Genomic DNA, 16,317 nt, shown 5'->3' with positions numbered 1-16,317 from the left:
GCATCCGCCCCGGACCGCGCCGCTTCCCGTACCACCCGGCCCGTGTCACGGCCGCAGCGTCGGCTCCCGTTCCACGTCACGGACGTCGAGCCTGGCATCGTAGCGGGCCAGCGGCTCGGCGAGCGCGGCGTCCTGCTGGACGGCGGCCGGGGCGACGCCCGCCCACTTCTGGATCTTCGCCGTGGCCAGCGCCTGCTGGTCGGCGACCAGACCGGCCACGTTCGCGCCGTGGTTGGCGCCGGGCGCGGTGAAGACGTACGAGTCACGCGCCCCCTTGCCCAGGCGGAACGGCTCGGCGCCCCAGGGGTCGTTCTCCCCGTAGACGAACAGCATCTGGCCGGCGTTCTTCTTGACCCAGCTGTCGATGTCCTTCATCGCGGACGGCTGGAAGCGCATCGCGATGTCGCTCGGCACGAAGGAACGCGGCGAGAAGTAGCCGTAGCGGATGTACTCCTCCTCGATGTGCGGGAACTCGATGCTGGGCGCGCCCAGTTGGGTGCCCGCCTGGTAGTAGTACGGGGTGTACGGGGCCAGGCCCTGGTCGCTGTAGAACGAGAAGCCCGCGATGGTGTCGATCGAGTTCCAGATCTCGTCGTCCGTCGCGTTCGGGGCGTCGGCGGGGATGTCGCCGCAGTCGGCGAGCAGGCTGTACTGCCAGAAGGCCCAGACGTAGTCGAGGACGGTCGCCTCGTACGCCTTGTCGAGGCTGCCGACGGTGGTGAAGGTGTAGCCGTGCTCGGCGGCGAGGGCCGCGTAGCGCTCCGCCAGCGGCTCGCGGCGCACCAGCGCCTCGCGCTGCACGCCGTTGAGGCGGTCGCGGCACTCCTCGGTGCCGACGTTCTCGAAGAACCGGTCGTAGGCGGCGTCCTGGTTGTTCACCACGTCGTTGGGGGCGACGTAGGCGACCACGCCGTCCATGTCACGCGGGTAGAAACGCTCGTAGTAGGTGGCGGTCATGCCGCCCTTGGAGCCGCCGGTGGAGATCCAGTTCTCGGGGTAGACCGGCTTCAGCGCCTGGAAGATGCGGTGCTGGTCGCTGGCGGCCTGCCAGATGTCCAGCTTGGACCAGTCGGTGGGGCTGGGCCGGGACGGTGTGAAGTAGCGGTACTCCATGGAGACCTGGTTGCCGTCCACGATCTGGGTGGGCTCGCGGCGGCTGGGGTTCGTGGAGACGTTGTAGCCGCCGGTGAAGAACACCGTGGGGCGCGAGACGTCCTTGTGCAGCACGGTGATGCGCTGCTGGAAGGTGCCCCCGGCCGGGTTCTTGTGGTCGACCGGCTGGGTGTAGGTGAAGACGAAGAAGCGGTAGCCGGGGTACGGCTTCTCCTGGACCAGGCTGATGCCGGGTATGGCGAGCAGCCGGTCCTTGATGTCGGTGGCCTCCGGCTGCTGAGCGGCGGTGGCCGCCCCCGCCGTGCTCAGTGTGCCGATGAGCACCGTGAGCGCGAGCAGCCATCTGAGCGCCTTGCGCATGCACCCTCCCCTGTGAAGCGGATGTGCGCCGGAAGCTATCGGAGCAACACCGCCCGTACCAAGGGATGTTGACGAACCGTAGGGGATTCCCTAGACCCTGCCCTCGGCCCGGACCCTGCCCTCGCCCCAGAACCTGCCCTCAGCACAGCCCCTGCCCTCAGCACAGGATCCAGCCCGAGCTGATCGACCCGGCGCCCACCGAGCCCCGTACCCGCACACAGCGCTGTCCCGCGTGTACGGTGACCGGTCCGGCCCGGCGGATGTACCGCCCCGTGTCCGTCACCGGGCGGTTGCCGCGCGCCTGCACCGACACCGACATCGCTTTCCGGCCACCGACGGTTCTGGGCAGGGTGGCCGCGCAGACATAGCCGCCGCGTTTGAAGACCTGCACGGACCCGGTGGAGAAGGACAGCGTGCGCACCTTGCGGCCCGCGCATCCGCTCCCGGAGGCGGCGGCCCCCGCCTCGCCCGGGGCGGCCAGGCCCAGCAGGGTGGCGGCGGTGAACGCGGCCGTGCCGAGCACCAGCCACCGGCGCAGCGCACCCCAGCCGACACCCCAGCCCACAACCGCCCCCCTCCGCACCGACGACACCGGCCGTACGGGTGTACGGACGCTGAAGGGGTGTGGGATGGTTGCGCTCCGGTTACCGCCCCGGTCACCGCCTCGGTCAGCGGGACACGGCCACCGGCTCGCCCTCCTCCGGGGCCTCGGGGGCGCCGGTGAAGGTGCGCCACAGCCGGGCGTATCGCCCGTCGAGGGCCAGGAGTTGCTCGTGGGTGCCGTCCTCGGCGACCCGGCCGTGGTCCATCACGACCACCCGGTCGGCGCGGGCGGCGGTGGTCAGCCGGTGCGCGACCACGAGGGTGGTACGGCGTCCGGCGAGCCGGTCGGTGGCCTGGTTGACCTGGGCCTCGGTGGCGAGGTCCAGGGCGGCCGTCGCCTCGTCGAGGAGCAGGACGTCCGGGTCGACCAGTTCGGCGCGGGCCAGCGCGATCAACTGCCGTTGCCCGGCGGACAGATTGCGCCCGCGCTCGGCGACCTCGTGCAGATAGCCGCCCTCCAGCGTGGCGATCATCTCGTGCGCGCCGACCGCCCGCGCCGCCGCCTCCACCTGGGCGTCGGTGGCGTCCGGCCGCCCGTAGGCGATGGCGTCCCGCACGGTCCCCGGGAAGAGGTACGCCTCCTGCGGGACGACCCCGAGCCGGTGCCGGTACGAGGTGAGGTCCAGGTCGCGCAGATCGGCGCCGTCGACGGTCACCCGGCCCGAGGTCGGGTCGTAGAACCGGGCCACCAGCTTGACCAGGGTGGACTTCCCTGCGCCGGTCTCGCCGACGAAGGCGACCGTCTGTCCGGCGGGTATCCGCAGCGCCACCCCGCCGAGGGCCTCCTCCTCGTCGCCGTACGCGAAGTGCACGTCGTCGAAGACGATGTCGCCGCGCAGCGAGAGGACTTCGAGCGGCTCGTGGGCGGACTTGGTGGAACCGGCGGAGGAGGTGGTCGCCGGCTCGCGCAGCAGTTCCTGGATCCGGCCCAGCGAGACGGACGCCTGCTGGTAGCCGTCGAAGACCTGGGAGAGCTGCTGGACGGGCGCGAAGAACAGGTCGATGTAGAGCAGGTAGGCCACCAGCGCGCCGGTGGTGAGGGTGGCCGCCTCGATCCGCCCGGCGCCGATGATCAGCACGGACACGGCGGCGGCCGAGGACAGGAACTGCACGAACGGGAAGTAGATCGATATCAGCCACTGCCCCCGGACACGGGCGCGCCGGTAGCTGTCGCTGCGCTCGGCGAACCGCCGCCCGCCGTCCCGCTCACGCCCGAACGCCTGCACGATCCGCAGCCCGGACACCGACTCCTGGAGGTCGGCGTTGACGGTGGAGACCCGCTCGCGGGCGAGTTCGTACGCCTTCACGCTGGCCCTGCGGAAGAACCAGGTGGCGACGATCAGGGGCGGCAGGGTGGCGAAGACGACGAGGGCCAGCTGGATGTCGATGACGAGCAGGGCGCCCATGATGCCGAAGAAGGTGACGACGGAGACGAACGCGGTGACCAGCCCGGTCTGGAGGAACGTCGACAGGGCGTCCACGTCGGTGGTCATCCGGGTCATGATCCGGCCGGTCAGCTCGCGCTCGTAGTAGTCGAGGCCGAGCCGCTGGAGCTGGGCGAAGATCTTCAGGCGCAGCGCGTACAGGACGCGTTCGCCGGTGCGGCCGGTCATCCGGATCTCGCCGGTCTGCGCGGCCCACTGGGCGAGCACGGCGACGACGCCGAGCAGGGCGGCGGCCCAGACCGCGCCGAGGGCGGCCTCGGTGACGCCGCTGTCGATGCCGTGCCGGATCAGGACGGGCAGCAGCAGGCCCATGCCGGCGTCGAGGGCGACGAGGGCGAGGCTGATCAGCAGGGGCGGGCCGAAGCCGTGCAGCAGCCTGCGCAGCCCGTAGTGGGTCTCGGGGCGGACCGCGCGGGCCTCGTCCACCTCCGGGACGTCGTCGGCCGGGGGCAGGGCGTCGACCTGGGCGAGGAGTTCGGGGGTGGCGGGGCTGCCGGCCAGGGCGAGGTCCTTGGGCGTGCGGTCGCCGGTCCACAGCTTGGGGGTGATGCCGCGTTCGGCGTCGAACTCGGCGTCCAGTTCCTCGCGGACGGTGGTGTCCTCGTGCGGTACGGCGGGCGGGGCGTGGCCAGGGGAGACGCCGCCGAGTTCGTCGGGGTCGGTGAGCAGCCTGCGGTAGAGGGCGGAGCGCCGCTGGAGTTCGTCGTGGGTGCCGAGGTCGGCGAGCCGGCCGCCGTCCAGGACGGCGATGCGGTCGGCGAGGCCCAGCGTGGAGCGGCGGTGCGCGATCAGCAGCGTCGTACGGCCGCTCATGACCTGCTTGAGGGCCTCGTGGATCTCGTGCTCGACGGCGGCGTCGACGGCGGAGGTGGCGTCGTCCAGGACGAGGAGCCGGGGGTCGGTGAGGATGGCGCGGGCGAGGGCGACGCGCTGGCGCTGGCCGCCGGAGAGGGTCAGGCCCTGTTCGCCGACCGTGGTGTCGTAGCCGCCGGGCAGCTCGGCGATGAAACGGTCCGCCTGGGCGGCGCGGGCGGCGGCGAGGATCTCGTCGTCACTCGCGTCCGGGCGGCCGTAGGCGATGTTGTTGCGGACGGTGTCGGAGAAGAGGAAGGAATCCTCGGGGACCAGGCCGATCGCGGCGCGCAGCGAGTCCTGGGTCAGCTCGCGCACATCGTGGCCGCCGATCAGGACGGCGCCGTGGGTGACATCGTAGAAGCGCGGCAGGAGCAGCGAGACGGTGGACTTGCCGGAGCCGGAGGAGCCGACGACGGCGAGGGTCTCCCCGGGGCGGATCTCGAAGCTGAGGCCGCGCAGGACGGGGGTGGAGTCGTCGTACGAGAACGACACGTCGTCGAACTCGACGGTGGCGGGCGCGTCGGCGGGCAGCTCTTTGGTGCCGTCCTTCATCGACGGCTCGGTGTCGATCAGCTCCAGGACGCGTTCGGTGCCCGCGCGGGCCTGCTGGCCGACGGTGAGGACCATGGCGAGCATCCGGACCGGGCCGACGAGCTGGGCGAGGTAGGCGGAGAAGGCGACGAACGTGCCCAGGGTGATGTTGCCGCGCACGGCGAGCCAGCCGCCGAGGGCCAGCATGGCGACCTGGCCGAGGGCGGGCACGGCCTGGAGGGCGGGGGTGTACCGGGAATTCAGCCGGATGGTGCGCAGCCGTCCCGCGAACAGCTTGCGGCCGATCTCGCGCAGCTTGCCGGTCTCCTGCTCCTCCTGCCCGAAGCCCTTGACCACCCGGACGCCGCTGACCGCGCCGTCGACCACTCCGGCCACGGCGGCGGCCTGGGCCTGGGCGTACCAGGTGGCGGGGTGCAGCCGGGCGCGGGAGCGCTTGGCGATCCACCACAGGGCGGGGGCGACGGCGACGGCGACCAGGGTCAGCGGCAGTGACAGCCAGGCCATGATCGCCAGGGAGATCAGGAACAGCAGGACGTTCCCGATGGTCATCGGGAGCATGAAGAGCAGGCCCTGGATCAGCTGGAGGTCGCTGGTGGCCCGGCCGACGACCTGCCCGGTGGACAGCTCGTCCTGACGCCGCCCGTCGAGCCGGGTGATCGTGTCGTACATCTCCGTGCGCAGATCGTGCTGCACGTCGAGGGCGAGCCGGCCGCCGTAGTAGCGGCGGATGTAGGTGGTGACGTACACGGCGAGGGCGGCGGCGATCAGCAGCCCGGCCCAGGTGGACATCGCGCGGGACCTGTCCCCGATCACATCGTCGATGATCACTTTGGTGATCAGCGGGACCAGGGCCAGTACGGCCATGCCCGCCAGGGAGGATCCGAGGGCGAGGATCACGTCCTTCGGATGGCGCCAGGCGTATGCGGCCAGCCGCCCTGTCCATCCCCGCTGCGCTGCCACGCCGCCGCCTCTCGCTCATGTTCTGGTGTCGGTTTGTCGGTGTCCTCCGGAAGGGAGCAACGCGGGGCGGGGCGGATTTCATCCCGCTGCAACAATTCCCGGACCTCGGGAAGGGGCGGGGTCGGGTTCGCCGGGGGCGCTGTGCCCCCTGCCGATCGTCGGGGGGCGCTCCTGACGGGGGTCGGGTGCGGGCCCGAAGATCGCTTCCCTAGGCTCCTGGTGTTCTTGATGCGCGTGGGGAAGCAGAGGGTTGCGTGAACATATTTGAGGCGGCATTCCTGGGGGCGGTGGAGGGGCTCACCGAGTTCCTGCCGGTGTCCAGCACCGGGCACCTCACCATTCTGGAGCGGATGCTCGGCCATTCCACCGACGATCCGGACATCACCGCCTTCACGGCGATCATCCAGGTCGGCGCGGTACTGGCGACGATCATCTATCTCCGTAAGGACATCGCGCGGCTGATCACGGCGTGGTTCCGGGGGGTCGTACGGCGTGAGGAGCGCCGGAACCCGGACTACCGGTTCGCCTGGGCGGTGATCATCGGCTCGATCCCCATCGGGATCGTGGGCCTGGTCTTCAAGGACCACATCGAGACCACCCTGCGCAGTCTGTACATCGTGGCCACCGCGCTGATCCTGTGGAGCGGGGTCCTGTGGTTCGCCGACCGGCGGGCCACCCAGACCCGTGGTGAGGCCGATGTGACCTGGAAGGACACCCTGATCATCGGCCTGGTGCAGTGCATGGCGCTGATCCCCGGGGTGTCCCGTTCCGGCGCGACCAGCTCGGCGGGTCTGCTGCGCGGCCTGGACCGGGTGACGGTGACCCGGCTGTCCTTCATGCTGTCGATCCCGGCGCTGGCGGGCGCGGCGGTGCTCCAGACGGTGTCCGAGTTCGACGCGATCTCCAACGGGGTGGGCTGGCCCGCGACGATCACCGCGACCGTGGTGAGCTTCATCGTCGGGTACGCGGCGGTGGCCTGGCTGCTGAAGTTCATCGCGCACCACAGCTACAGCGTGTTCATCTGGTACCGGGTGGCGCTCGGGGTGCTGATCCTGGTGCTGCTGTGGACGGATGTGATTCCGGCGAGCTGAGGGTGGGGGCGGGGGGGGGGCGGGCCGCATCCCCCTCCCCTTCTGATCTCACGTTCTGATCTCACGTTCTGATGTCACGTTCTGATGTCACGTTCTGATGTCACAGGCGTCCGGTGCGGACCGTCAGCTCGTAGAAGCGGGTGATCTGGACCGGGTTCTGGTTGTCGTCGCTGGCCAGCAGGACGTCCAGGCGCCCGCCCCGGCCGCCGGTGACGGCCATCGCCTCGATGTTGTCGAGGAGCGGGTTGGCCTGCGGCTGGCGGGCGGTGGCGCCGAGGTCGGGGCAGTCGGCGAGGTCGGCGAGGAGTGTCTTGGCGAGGGGCCGGACGCCGCTCTGGCCGGTGAGGTGCTCGACGCCGCTGGTGTCGGTGGCCCGGCGCGGGTCGGCGAGGTAGAGGCGGACGGTGTTGCCGACCCCGGCGGTGAAGCCGCGCTCCAGGACCAGCAGCCGCCCGTCGGGCAGCGCGGTCACCTCGGGGACGCCGAGGCCGGTGTCGGCGCGGTAGGCGTACTGGGCGCCGAGGGTGAAGCCGCCCTTCTTGGTGCGCTGCCAGGTCTGGAAGCGGACGGTTCCGGCCAGGTCGCCGGAGAGCGCGTACTCCATGGCGGCGAGCAGGGTGCGACCGTCCGGCAGCAGGGTCAGCCCCTCGAAGGTGCCGTTGGTGACGGCCCGTCCGGCGGGGGCGACGCGCAGGGCGTCCGGCACGGGGAGGCGGCCGAGTATCTCGCCGTCGCGGGAGTAGCGGCGTACGGCGGGCTCCCCCTCCGTGGACACCAGGTACGTGCCGTCCTTGTCGACGACCAGGCCCTCGGAGTCCAGCGCGGCGCCGTTCTCGTCGGCGAGCTGGACGACCGCGCGCGGCTGGAGGGTGCGGCCGTCCAGGGCGAACAGCGAGGAGCGGTCGGAGAGGGCGGCGAGCGTGCCGCGCGTGTCGACGGCGAGCGCGGAGAGGTTGCCGACGTAGGTGCCGTCGTAGGTCGTCTTGTCGAGGGCGTCGGAGAAGCCCTCGATGGTGACGGCCGGGGAGCAGGCGTTCGTGGCGGCGGGGACCGTGGCGGCGGCCGGTCCGGCGGCGGTCAGGCAGCCGCCGGCGACCGCCAGGCTCGCGGTGAGGGCGGTGACGGTGTCGCGTACGAGTCCGGGGCGCATGGGGGCACCGTAGGGCCGGCGGGTGTCCGGGAGTGGGACGGTCCGTTAAAGACCGGCCATGCATGGGTGGGTGGGCTCGTACGGGCGGGCGGGCTCGTACGGGCCGGGCGGCCTCGTACGGGTGGGCCGTGCTCGCGGGCGGGTGGGCCGTGCTCGCGGGCGGACCGGGATCAGCTGGCCGCCAGATCCTTGTGGATGACCTTGGCGACGCCCTGGATGGTCGAAATCCCGTAATTCATGGTGCTGTTGCCGTGGGTGAGCACGGTGATCGTGTAGTCGTGGCCGCCGCCCTTGAAGGTGCCGACGCTGTGGACGCGCCAGCCTTGGGTGGAGCGTTGCAGCCAGCCGTTCTTGACGGCGACGGTGACGCCGGAGGGGACGCCGTAGGGGGTGCCCCAGCGCTGCGAGGAGACGACTTTCCCCATGAGCTTGAGCAGGTAGGTGCGCGAGTTGTCGCTGAGGACGCTGTTCTTGGCGTGGATCAGCTTCAGCAGCTTCTGCTCGTCGGTGACGGTGATCTGGGTGAGTCCCCAGTAGCCATTGGCGCCGGGCTTGGTCTGGGTCATCTTGGCGGCGGTCAGGAAGCCCTTGATCTTCGTCAGGCCGAGCTGCTTCCACAGGGTGGAGGTGGCGGTGTTGTCGGACTTGGTGATCATGGCCGTGGCGAGCTGGTTCTCGCGGTCGGTCAGAAGGCGGTTGGTCTTCTTCGCGTCCCAGAGCAGGGCGGCGAGGACGGTGACCTTGACGACGCTGGCCGAGTCGTAGGCGCTGGAGGCGCGCAGGGTGCAGGTGGTGCTGGTGGTGCGGTCGTAGAGGCCGACGGCGACCGTGCCCTTGCGGCCCGCCAGGGCGGCGGTGATGTCTTTCTTCAGCTTGGCGGCGAGCCCGGCCTTGGCGGACGAGCAGCCGACGGCCGGTGGTGCCGCCGCGGCGGCGGGTGTGATGGCGGCCACGCTGGCGACGAGCACGCCGCCCGCCACCCATCTCGCGCTTCTGGATATCCCAAAGGTCATGCCCGAGACGACTCGCGGATTCACCCGAATGGTTGTACGCACTGGCCAAAGCTAGCCGTTCCGTTACCGGCCGGGACGCGACAGTGACACCCGACACAGAACAGACACGCGAATGTCACCCCAGTGTCTTCATGTCCATGCCACTCTCGAATGCCCGCTTGTCAACCCGCGTAGATACGGACACCCCATGCCCGTGACGCAGCTCCTCCGTCGCCGCACGGTGGCCCTCGCCACCTCGGCCGTCCTGGTCGCCCTGGCCCTCCCGGCCTTCTCCGCGACCCCGGCCACCGCCACGACCACCGCCTACGACCCCACCTACTACGCCACCGCGCTCGGCAAGACCGGCCCGGCGCTGAAGACCTCGCTGAGCACGATCATCAGCAAGCAGACCAAGCTCTCCTACACGGCCGTCTGGGAAGCCCTGAAGGTGACCGACCAGGACCCGCGCAACAGCAACAACGTGGTCCTGCTCTACTCGGGCATCTCCCGCGCCAAGACGGCGAACGGCGGCCTCACCGGCCAGTGGAACCGCGAGCACGTGTGGGCCCAGTCCCACGGCGACTTCGGCACCGCGGCCGGACCGGGCACCGACCTGCACCATCTGCGCCCCGAGGACGTCCAGGTCAACTCGACCCGTGGCAACAAGGACTTCGACAACGGCGGCGCCGCCTTCACCAACAGCGGCGGCAGCCTCACCGACTCGAACTCCTTCGAACCGCGCGACGCCGTCAAGGGCGACGTGGCCCGCATGATCCTCTACATGGCGGTCCGCTACGAGGGCATCGACGGCTGGCCGAACCTGGAGCCCAACGACACCGTCACCAACGGCAGCGTCCCGTACCACGGCCGCCTGTCGGTCCTGAAGCAGTGGAACGACGAGGACCCGCCGGACGCGTTCGAGGAGAACCGCAACAACCTGATCTACACGAACTACCAGGGCAACCGGAACCCGTTCATCGACCACCCGGAGTGGGTCGAGGCGATCTGGTAGCACGCGGCAGTGACGTCCCCGGCCGCACCCACGCCCGACGGGTGCGGCCGGGGACTTCGTCGCCCGCGTCAGGCGTCGAAGCCGTACTCCAGTACATAGGCAGACGAGTCGAGCACCATGTCGTTGACCTCGACGGCGACGCCGCCGGCGTCGAAGGCGGTCCGGACGACCAGCATGACGGGGATTCCCGCCGGAAGCGCGAGCGCCGCCGCTTCGTCTCCGGTCGGCATCCGGGAGCGGACCTCCTCCCGGAACCGGACGGGGGCGCGGCCCAGCTCCGCGAGGCGGGCGTAGGCCCCACCGGGCCCGGTGTCGGGCCTGGTGATCGCGGTGCCCGCGACGAGCCCGGCCGAGAAGTGCGAGGCGGCAAGGAGCACGGGCCTGCCGTCAAGGGTGTAGCGACGGCGCCGGACACAGACCCGGTCACCGTCCGCCAGCTCCAGCACCCCCGCGACCACCGGCGCGGCATCCTCCTCGCCCACCTCGACGGAGTCGACCGCCAGCGCACGCCCCGAGACGTCCGTCTCCCAGACCGACCGCCCCTCACCCCACTGCGCGCGGGCGAGTCGCTCGACGCCCAGACGCCGGATCCGGATCGGCCTGAACTCCCGCACGAAGACCCCGGCCCCTTTGCGCGCCTCCACGACACCCTCGGCCTGAAGAACCCCGAGCGCCTGGCGGGCCGTCATCCGTGCGACACCGTGCGCCGCCATGAGGTCGTTCTCCCCGGGAAGACGTTCGCCCGGACCGTAGGTGCCCGCCTCGATGGCAACGCGCAGGTCAGCGGCGATGCGCTGATATTTCGGCTGGCGCCCTGCTCCCCGGCCGCTCATCCAAGCCTCCCGCTGGTCATCTCTAGACATCCTAGGCATCAGCCCATCACACCTCACCGCCGGAGAGTGGGCTTGTCCGCCACGCATTCGGGTTACATCTCTAGAGATGCCTGGCGGGACCCATGGATGGAGTGCTTTACTCCGACTACTTCTCTAGAGATGTAGTCGGAGTCGCAACGCTGACCGCCCAGGAGTCCCCATGTCAGCCTTCATCGAACCCCCGTCGCACCCCACGGAGCCCGGCCCGGCCGAGATCCACCGCCGATTGCCGTACGGCCCACGCAGCGTGGGCCACGCCCGCGTGCCGGCCGGTCGCGAGATCGGCCTGCGAATCGCCCGGTACGACGGGCGCCTGCGGGTCGAGGTGGCCGACGCGAACAACGACCGCCCACAGGTGAGAGAGGCAACCGCCGAGGACGAGCACGGCCGGGGCCTCGCCCTCGTCGAGGCGCTGGCCGACCGGTGGGGGTACTGCCCCCGGGCGCATGGCATCGGCAAGGCGGTCTGGGCGGAAGTCGTCATCGGCCGGTGAGTCGCGCCCTCACCCCACTGCCCGCGGGCCGTGCTCGCCGACCATCATGGCAGGACCCCTCGCGAACGCTCCGGCTCCCACTCGACAAGTACGGGATGTGACCGCGATCGCGTGGTTGTGGAAGGGGGATTCGATGGAATCGGATGACGACGATCTGCTGACCCGGTCGGCGCGGGACCCGGTGGCGTTCGAGCCGTTGGTCGAGCGGCATGCCGGGGTGTTGCACGGGTATCTGGCGCGACGGGCGCCCGCCGCCGCGGACGATCTGCTGGCGGAGGTGTGGTTACAGGCATATGCGAGCCGGGCCGGTTTCGACGCCGCCCGTGGTACGGCCCGTACCTGGCTGTTCGGGGTGGCCAGGAACGTACTGGCCGCGCACTGGCGGCGCAGTGGGCGGGAGCGGGAACAGGCGGGGGCGCCGGGGGATCGTGCTGACAGTGACCCGTGGCAGGGGGTCGACGAACGGCTGGATGCCGCGGCGGTCGCGCCGTTCCTACGGCGCACGATCGCCGGACTTCCGCACGTGGAGCGGGAGTTGCTGCTCCTCGTCGCCTGGGAACGGCTCACCCCGACCGAAGCCGCGGCCGTGGTCGGCATCCCTCCGGGCACCGCGAGATCCCGCCTGCACCGCGCCCGCGCACGGCTGCGCGAGGCGCTCGCATCGACCAGGACCAGCGTCAACGCGTGCGCAAGCACGCGCACGAGCACAGGCACCGACACCAACACGCTCCACCCGACGGGAGACCTCCTGTGAGCACCACCGAGCTTGATGTTCTTGACTTCCCCGGCGCCGAAACCCTGTCGGACGCCGGGATGGTGGATCCGCCGAGCCCGTCGGCCGTCGCCGCCGCGCAGGCCGCGGTACGGGCCGCCCTGGCCCGCGAGACGGCGGATGTCCTCGGGAGGCGGCGCGTACCCGTACGGCGCCGGTTCGTCGGCGCGGCTCTGGCCGTCGCGGCGGTCACGGCCGCCGTCCTCGTCTACCCGGCGGTCTCGGTCGACGGAAGCCCGCCGGCCGCGAGTGCGAACGCGGTGGCCTTCCTGCACGGCGTCGCGGACACAGCGGCGGAAGGGAGCAAGTCCGCCACCGACGCCCCGTACTGGAAGGTGCGCGCGCTCTACCCCACCGTCGCGAGTTCGAACGGGGGGACAATCGTCCCCGGGGATCGCGGCGTCCAGACGACCTGGTACAGCCGGACGGCCATCATCAGCGAACAGGGCCCCGGTGGGCGGGACTCGGGAGCCTGCCGCGACGGGTTCTGCACGTTCCCGGAGTCCAAGGGGATGCACTGGACGGTCGGGAAGACCAAGCTGAGCTGGGACGAACTCGGGCAGCTGCCGACCGACCCGGCAGCCCTGAAGGCCCGTCTTCTCGGCGGCACGGCCGACAACGCCGGCTCGGACGGGCCCCTCTACAACAGCATCGTGCAGTTGCTCGCCACCGCACCGACGAGCCCCCAGCTACGCGCGGCACTGTTCGAGATCCTGGCCGGGATGGACGACGTACGACTCGTCGGCCCGGTGCAGGACAGCACGGGACGGCAGGGCACGGCCGTTGAGTGGGACGGCCCGGAGATGCAGCACCGCCTCATCGTCGACCCCGACAGCAGTGCCGTTCTGGAACACCAGGAAAAGGGCTCCTTCACGGGCGACGCGTGGGTCAGCACGACCTTCCTGTCCACGGGCCCGGCCTGGAAGCTCGGCTGACCGGCCTTCCGGCGACCGACAGGGGCCCGGCCCGGGGCACGGAACCCCGCGTGCCGGGCCCTCGCCGGTCCGGGGTGATCACCGGTACGTGGTTCCCCTCCGCGGCCAGGGCCCGCACCAGATGGAGTCGCGGTCCGGGCGGAAGTCGTCATCGGGCGGTGAGTCGCACCCCTCACCCCAGATGCGTAGCCCCGAACATCCGCAGTACCGCCGGCAGCACCACCACCGAAGGCCCCGGCGCGGCCAGCGCTCGCGCCAGGTCCGCTTCCAGGGTCTCCGGTGTCGTCCGGACGGCCGGTACGCCGAAGGACTCGGCGAGGGCCACGAAGTCCGGGCGGGACAGCTCCGTCGCCGTTGCCTCGCCGAACGCGTCGGTCATGTACTCGCGCAGGATGCCGTAGCCGCCGTCGTCGACGATCAGCCAGGTCACGGGCACGTTGTACTGCCTCGCGGTCGCCAGCTCGGCGATGGAGTACAGGGCGCCGCCGTCGCCCGAGACGGCGAGGACCGGGCGGGTCGGGTCGGCCGCCGCCGCGCCGAGGGCGGCCGGGAAGCCATAGCCGAGGCCGCCCGCGCCCTGGGCGGAGTGCATGGTGTTGGGGGACTTCGCGTCGAAGGCGGACCATGCCCAGTACGTCAGGATCGTCATGTCCCAGAAGGACGGGGAGGCGGCCGGAAGGGCGGACCGGACCGACGCCAGCACGTCCTGTTCCAGGGTGAGTTCCTGTGCGGCGATGCGGTCGCGGATCCTTGAGAGGACGTTCCGTACTCGCTCCCCCACGCCGTCGTCGGTACGCCGCTCCGCTGTCTCCAGCAGCGCCTGCAACGCGAGCCGGGCGTCCGCGTGGATGCCCAGGGCCGGGTGGTTGGACTCAAGTTTGCCCAGGTCCGCCTCGATCTGGATCAGTCGGCCGCGTGGCTTGAAGGTGTGGTAGTTCGAGGAGAGTTCGCCGAGGCCCGAGCCGATGACCAGGAGGACGTCCGCGTCCTCCAGGAAGTCGGTCATGTGGCGGTCCTCCAGCCAGGACTGGAGGGACAGCTCGTGGTCCCACGGGAAGGCGCCCTTGCCGCCGAACGTGGTGACCACCGGCGCCCGCAGCAGCTCCGCGAGGGCGCGCAGCTTGCCCGAGGCGTCCGCCCGTACGACGCCGCCGCCCGCGATGATCGCCGGGCGGGCCGCCGACGACAGCAGGTGGGCCGCGAGCGCCGTCAGCTCCACCCTGGGGACCAGGTCCTCAGGTGTCGCGTCCACCCCCGTCACCACCGGCAGCAGCGTTTTCGCGAGGAGGACGTCCTGGGGGATCTCCACCCACACCGGGCCGTGCGGAGCGGTCAGCGCCGAGCGCCAGGCCTCCGCGAGGGCGGAGGGGATCTGGGACGCGGCCCGGACCGTGTGGACGGACTTCACCACGCCCCGGAAGGACGCCGCCTGATCGGGGAGTTCGTGCAGGTAGCCGTGGCGTCCGCCGCCGAGGCCGGCCGTCGGGATCTGGCTGCTGATCGCCAGCACCGGGGCCGACGCCGCCCGCGCCTCCTGGAGGGCGGCGAGGGACGTCAGCGCACCCGGGCCGGTCGACACCAGGAGCGGCGCCGCCTCCCCCGTCACCCTGCCGTACGCGTCCGCCGCGAAGCCCGCGTTGTTCTCCACCCGCAGGCCGATGTACCGCAGATCGCTGCGGCGCAGCGCGTCGAACATGCCCAGCGCGTGCTGGCCGGGCAGGCCGAAGACCGTCGTCGCGCCGAGCCCGGCCAGGGTCTCCACCACCAGGTCCCCGCCGTTGCGGCCGGCAGGTGGATTCAGGGCTCGGGTGGTCTGTGCCGCCGTCGGGCGGAGCACCAGATCGTGGTCGTGGGTCACTTCGCTTCGGAGCCCTTCACTGCCTCGGGCATTGCCTGGGACATTGCTTGGGACATTGCCTGGGACATCGCCTCGGGCATGGCCTCGGACCCTGCCTCGGAACGTGCCGCCGCGATCTGGCGGGTCATGATCGTGGTGAGTTCGTACGCCGTGTGCGACGCGGCGACCGACGTGATCTCGGCGTGGTCGTAGGCCGGCGCGACCTCGACCACATCGGCGGACACCAGCCGGCACGATGCCAGACCGCGCAGGATCTCCAGCAGCTCGCGGGAGGTCATGCCGCCCGCCTCGGGGGTGCCGGTACCGGGCGCGTGGGCCGGGTCCAGGCAGTCGATGTCGATGGAGATGTACAGCGGGCGGTCGCCGATGCGCTGACGCAGTTGGTCGGCGACCTCGTCGGCGCCCCGGCGGTACACATCCGCCGACGTGACGATGCCGAAGCCCATCTTCTCGTCGTCGGTGAGGTCCTGCTTGCCGTACAGCGGGCCGCGCGTGCCGACATGGGAGAGGGCGGCGGTGTCCAGGATGCCCTCCTCCACCGCCCGCCGGAACGGGGTCCCGTGCGTGTACTCGGCGCCGAAATAGGTGTCCCAGGTGTCGAGATGGGCGTCGAAGTGCAGCAGCGCCACCGGGCCGTGCCGCTTCGCCACCGAGCGCAGGAGGGGGAGCGCGATGGTGTGGTCGCCGCCCAGCGTCATCAGGCGGGCGCCCGTGCCGAGCAGGTCGTCCGCCGCCGCCTCGATCGTCTCCACGGCCTCGTGGATGTCGAACGGGTTCACCGCGATGTCCCCCGCGTCCGCGACCTGCGCCAGCGCGAAGGGAGAGGCGTCCTGCGCCGGGTTGTACGGGCGCAGCAGCCGGGACGCCTCACGGATCGCGTTGCCGCCGAAGCGCGCGCCCGGCCGGTACGAGACACCCGAGTCGAACGGCACACCGACCACCGCGACCTCCGCGGCGCCGACCTCGTCCAGCCGGGGCAGCCTGGCGAAGGTCGCGGGCCCGGCGTACCGCGGAATCCGGGAGGAGTCGACGGGGCCGCGGGGCGTCTCGATGCCGCTCATGATGAATTGCCTTCTTCCTTGCGCTTTGCAGCACTTTTTCTCTGACATGACGACGTTACCGGTGGGTCGGGACCGGCTCCCACCCGGTCTCGGGCGCCCGGGCGGGCGGGCGGCCCGGCGGGCCCCGGGCGCGGGGCGGGGGGGGGGGTCCCACTAGCCCCCTGCGGGGCGGGGGGGAGGGGCCCCCGGGGTG

At 71.3% G+C, this 16,317-nt stretch carries 12 protein-coding genes and 1 pseudogene; 5 read left to right on the top strand and 8 right to left on the bottom strand.

What is annotated here, in order from left to right:
- Positions 1-45 precede the first annotated feature (45 nt).
- From ACFXAZ_RS37240 to ACFXAZ_RS37230, 3 genes are all read right to left on the bottom strand, one after another.
- Positions 46-1,473, bottom strand: coding sequence for a S28 family serine protease (locus ACFXAZ_RS37240; protein ID WP_384600744.1), 1,428 nt, complete (start codon positions 1,471-1,473; stop codon positions 46-48).
- Between the two features lie 157 nt (positions 1,474-1,630).
- On the bottom strand, positions 1,631-2,038 hold the full coding sequence (locus tag ACFXAZ_RS37235) for a hypothetical protein (protein ID WP_384600741.1): 408 nt from the start codon (positions 2,036-2,038) through the stop codon (positions 1,631-1,633).
- Positions 2,039-2,141: 103 nt separating this feature from the next.
- The gene (locus ACFXAZ_RS37230) at positions 2,142-5,888 is read right to left on the bottom strand and encodes an ABC transporter ATP-binding protein (protein WP_384600738.1); all 3,747 of its coding nucleotides are present in this window, start codon (positions 5,886-5,888) and stop codon (positions 2,142-2,144) included.
- A gap of 254 nt (positions 5,889-6,142) precedes the next feature.
- Between ACFXAZ_RS37230 and ACFXAZ_RS37225 the strand changes: the two genes are divergently transcribed.
- Positions 6,143-6,979: an undecaprenyl-diphosphate phosphatase gene (locus ACFXAZ_RS37225; RefSeq protein WP_384600735.1), complete on the top strand. Its 837-nt coding sequence runs from the start codon at positions 6,143-6,145 to the stop codon at positions 6,977-6,979.
- A gap of 100 nt (positions 6,980-7,079) precedes the next feature.
- Here ACFXAZ_RS37225 and ACFXAZ_RS37220 read toward each other — a convergent pair whose 3' ends face one another.
- Together ACFXAZ_RS37220 and ACFXAZ_RS37215 are read right to left on the bottom strand one after the other, a co-directional pair.
- The gene (locus ACFXAZ_RS37220) at positions 7,080-8,129 is read right to left on the bottom strand and encodes an esterase-like activity of phytase family protein (RefSeq protein ID WP_384600732.1); all 1,050 of its coding nucleotides are present in this window, start codon (positions 8,127-8,129) and stop codon (positions 7,080-7,082) included.
- Between the two features lie 170 nt (positions 8,130-8,299).
- The gene (locus ACFXAZ_RS37215) at positions 8,300-9,142 is read right to left on the bottom strand and encodes a serine hydrolase (protein WP_384600729.1); all 843 of its coding nucleotides are present in this window, start codon (positions 9,140-9,142) and stop codon (positions 8,300-8,302) included.
- Between the two features lie 187 nt (positions 9,143-9,329).
- Here ACFXAZ_RS37215 and ACFXAZ_RS37210 point away from each other — a divergent pair, with 187 nt between their 5' ends.
- Complete coding sequence (locus ACFXAZ_RS37210) at positions 9,330-10,133, top strand: endonuclease I family protein (protein ID WP_384600726.1); 804 nt, start codon at positions 9,330-9,332, stop codon at positions 10,131-10,133.
- A 68-nt stretch (positions 10,134-10,201) separates the two neighbouring features.
- On the opposite strand, the gene ACFXAZ_RS37205 is transcribed toward ACFXAZ_RS37210, so the two are convergent.
- Positions 10,202-10,966, bottom strand: coding sequence for a GntR family transcriptional regulator (locus ACFXAZ_RS37205; protein WP_384600724.1), 765 nt, complete (start codon positions 10,964-10,966; stop codon positions 10,202-10,204).
- Between the two features lie 199 nt (positions 10,967-11,165).
- Between ACFXAZ_RS37205 and ACFXAZ_RS37200 the strand changes: the two genes are divergently transcribed.
- From ACFXAZ_RS37200 to ACFXAZ_RS37190, 3 genes are all read left to right on the top strand, one after another.
- Positions 11,166-11,498: an ATP-binding protein gene (locus tag ACFXAZ_RS37200; protein WP_384600721.1), complete on the top strand. Its 333-nt coding sequence runs from the start codon at positions 11,166-11,168 to the stop codon at positions 11,496-11,498.
- A gap of 133 nt (positions 11,499-11,631) precedes the next feature.
- Positions 11,632-12,252, top strand: coding sequence for an RNA polymerase sigma factor (locus ACFXAZ_RS37195; protein WP_384600718.1), 621 nt, complete (start codon positions 11,632-11,634; stop codon positions 12,250-12,252).
- Positions 12,249-13,205 (top strand): CU044_5270 family protein, encoded by a 957-nt coding sequence (locus ACFXAZ_RS37190; protein WP_384600715.1) that lies wholly within the window; start codon positions 12,249-12,251, stop codon positions 13,203-13,205. The genes ACFXAZ_RS37195 and ACFXAZ_RS37190 overlap by 4 nt, the downstream gene beginning before the upstream one ends.
- 172 nt (positions 13,206-13,377) lie before the next feature.
- Here ACFXAZ_RS37190 and ACFXAZ_RS37185 read toward each other — a convergent pair whose 3' ends face one another.
- Positions 13,378-15,063 (bottom strand): thiamine pyrophosphate-binding protein, encoded by a 1,686-nt coding sequence (locus ACFXAZ_RS37185; RefSeq protein ID WP_384600714.1) that lies wholly within the window; start codon positions 15,061-15,063, stop codon positions 13,378-13,380.
- Between the two features lie 95 nt (positions 15,064-15,158).
- Positions 15,159-16,124, bottom strand: a pseudogene (gene speB, locus ACFXAZ_RS37180) (agmatinase); the annotation flags it as partial.
- Positions 16,125-16,317 lie beyond the last annotated feature (193 nt).

It is taken from the genome of Streptomyces sp. NPDC059477, assembly GCF_042749375.1.
In the GTDB taxonomy this organism is placed as follows: domain Bacteria; phylum Actinomycetota; class Actinomycetes; order Streptomycetales; family Streptomycetaceae; genus Streptomyces.
Note: the sequence above shows the minus strand (reverse complement) of the source record. Positions and strands in the feature narration are given on the sequence as shown.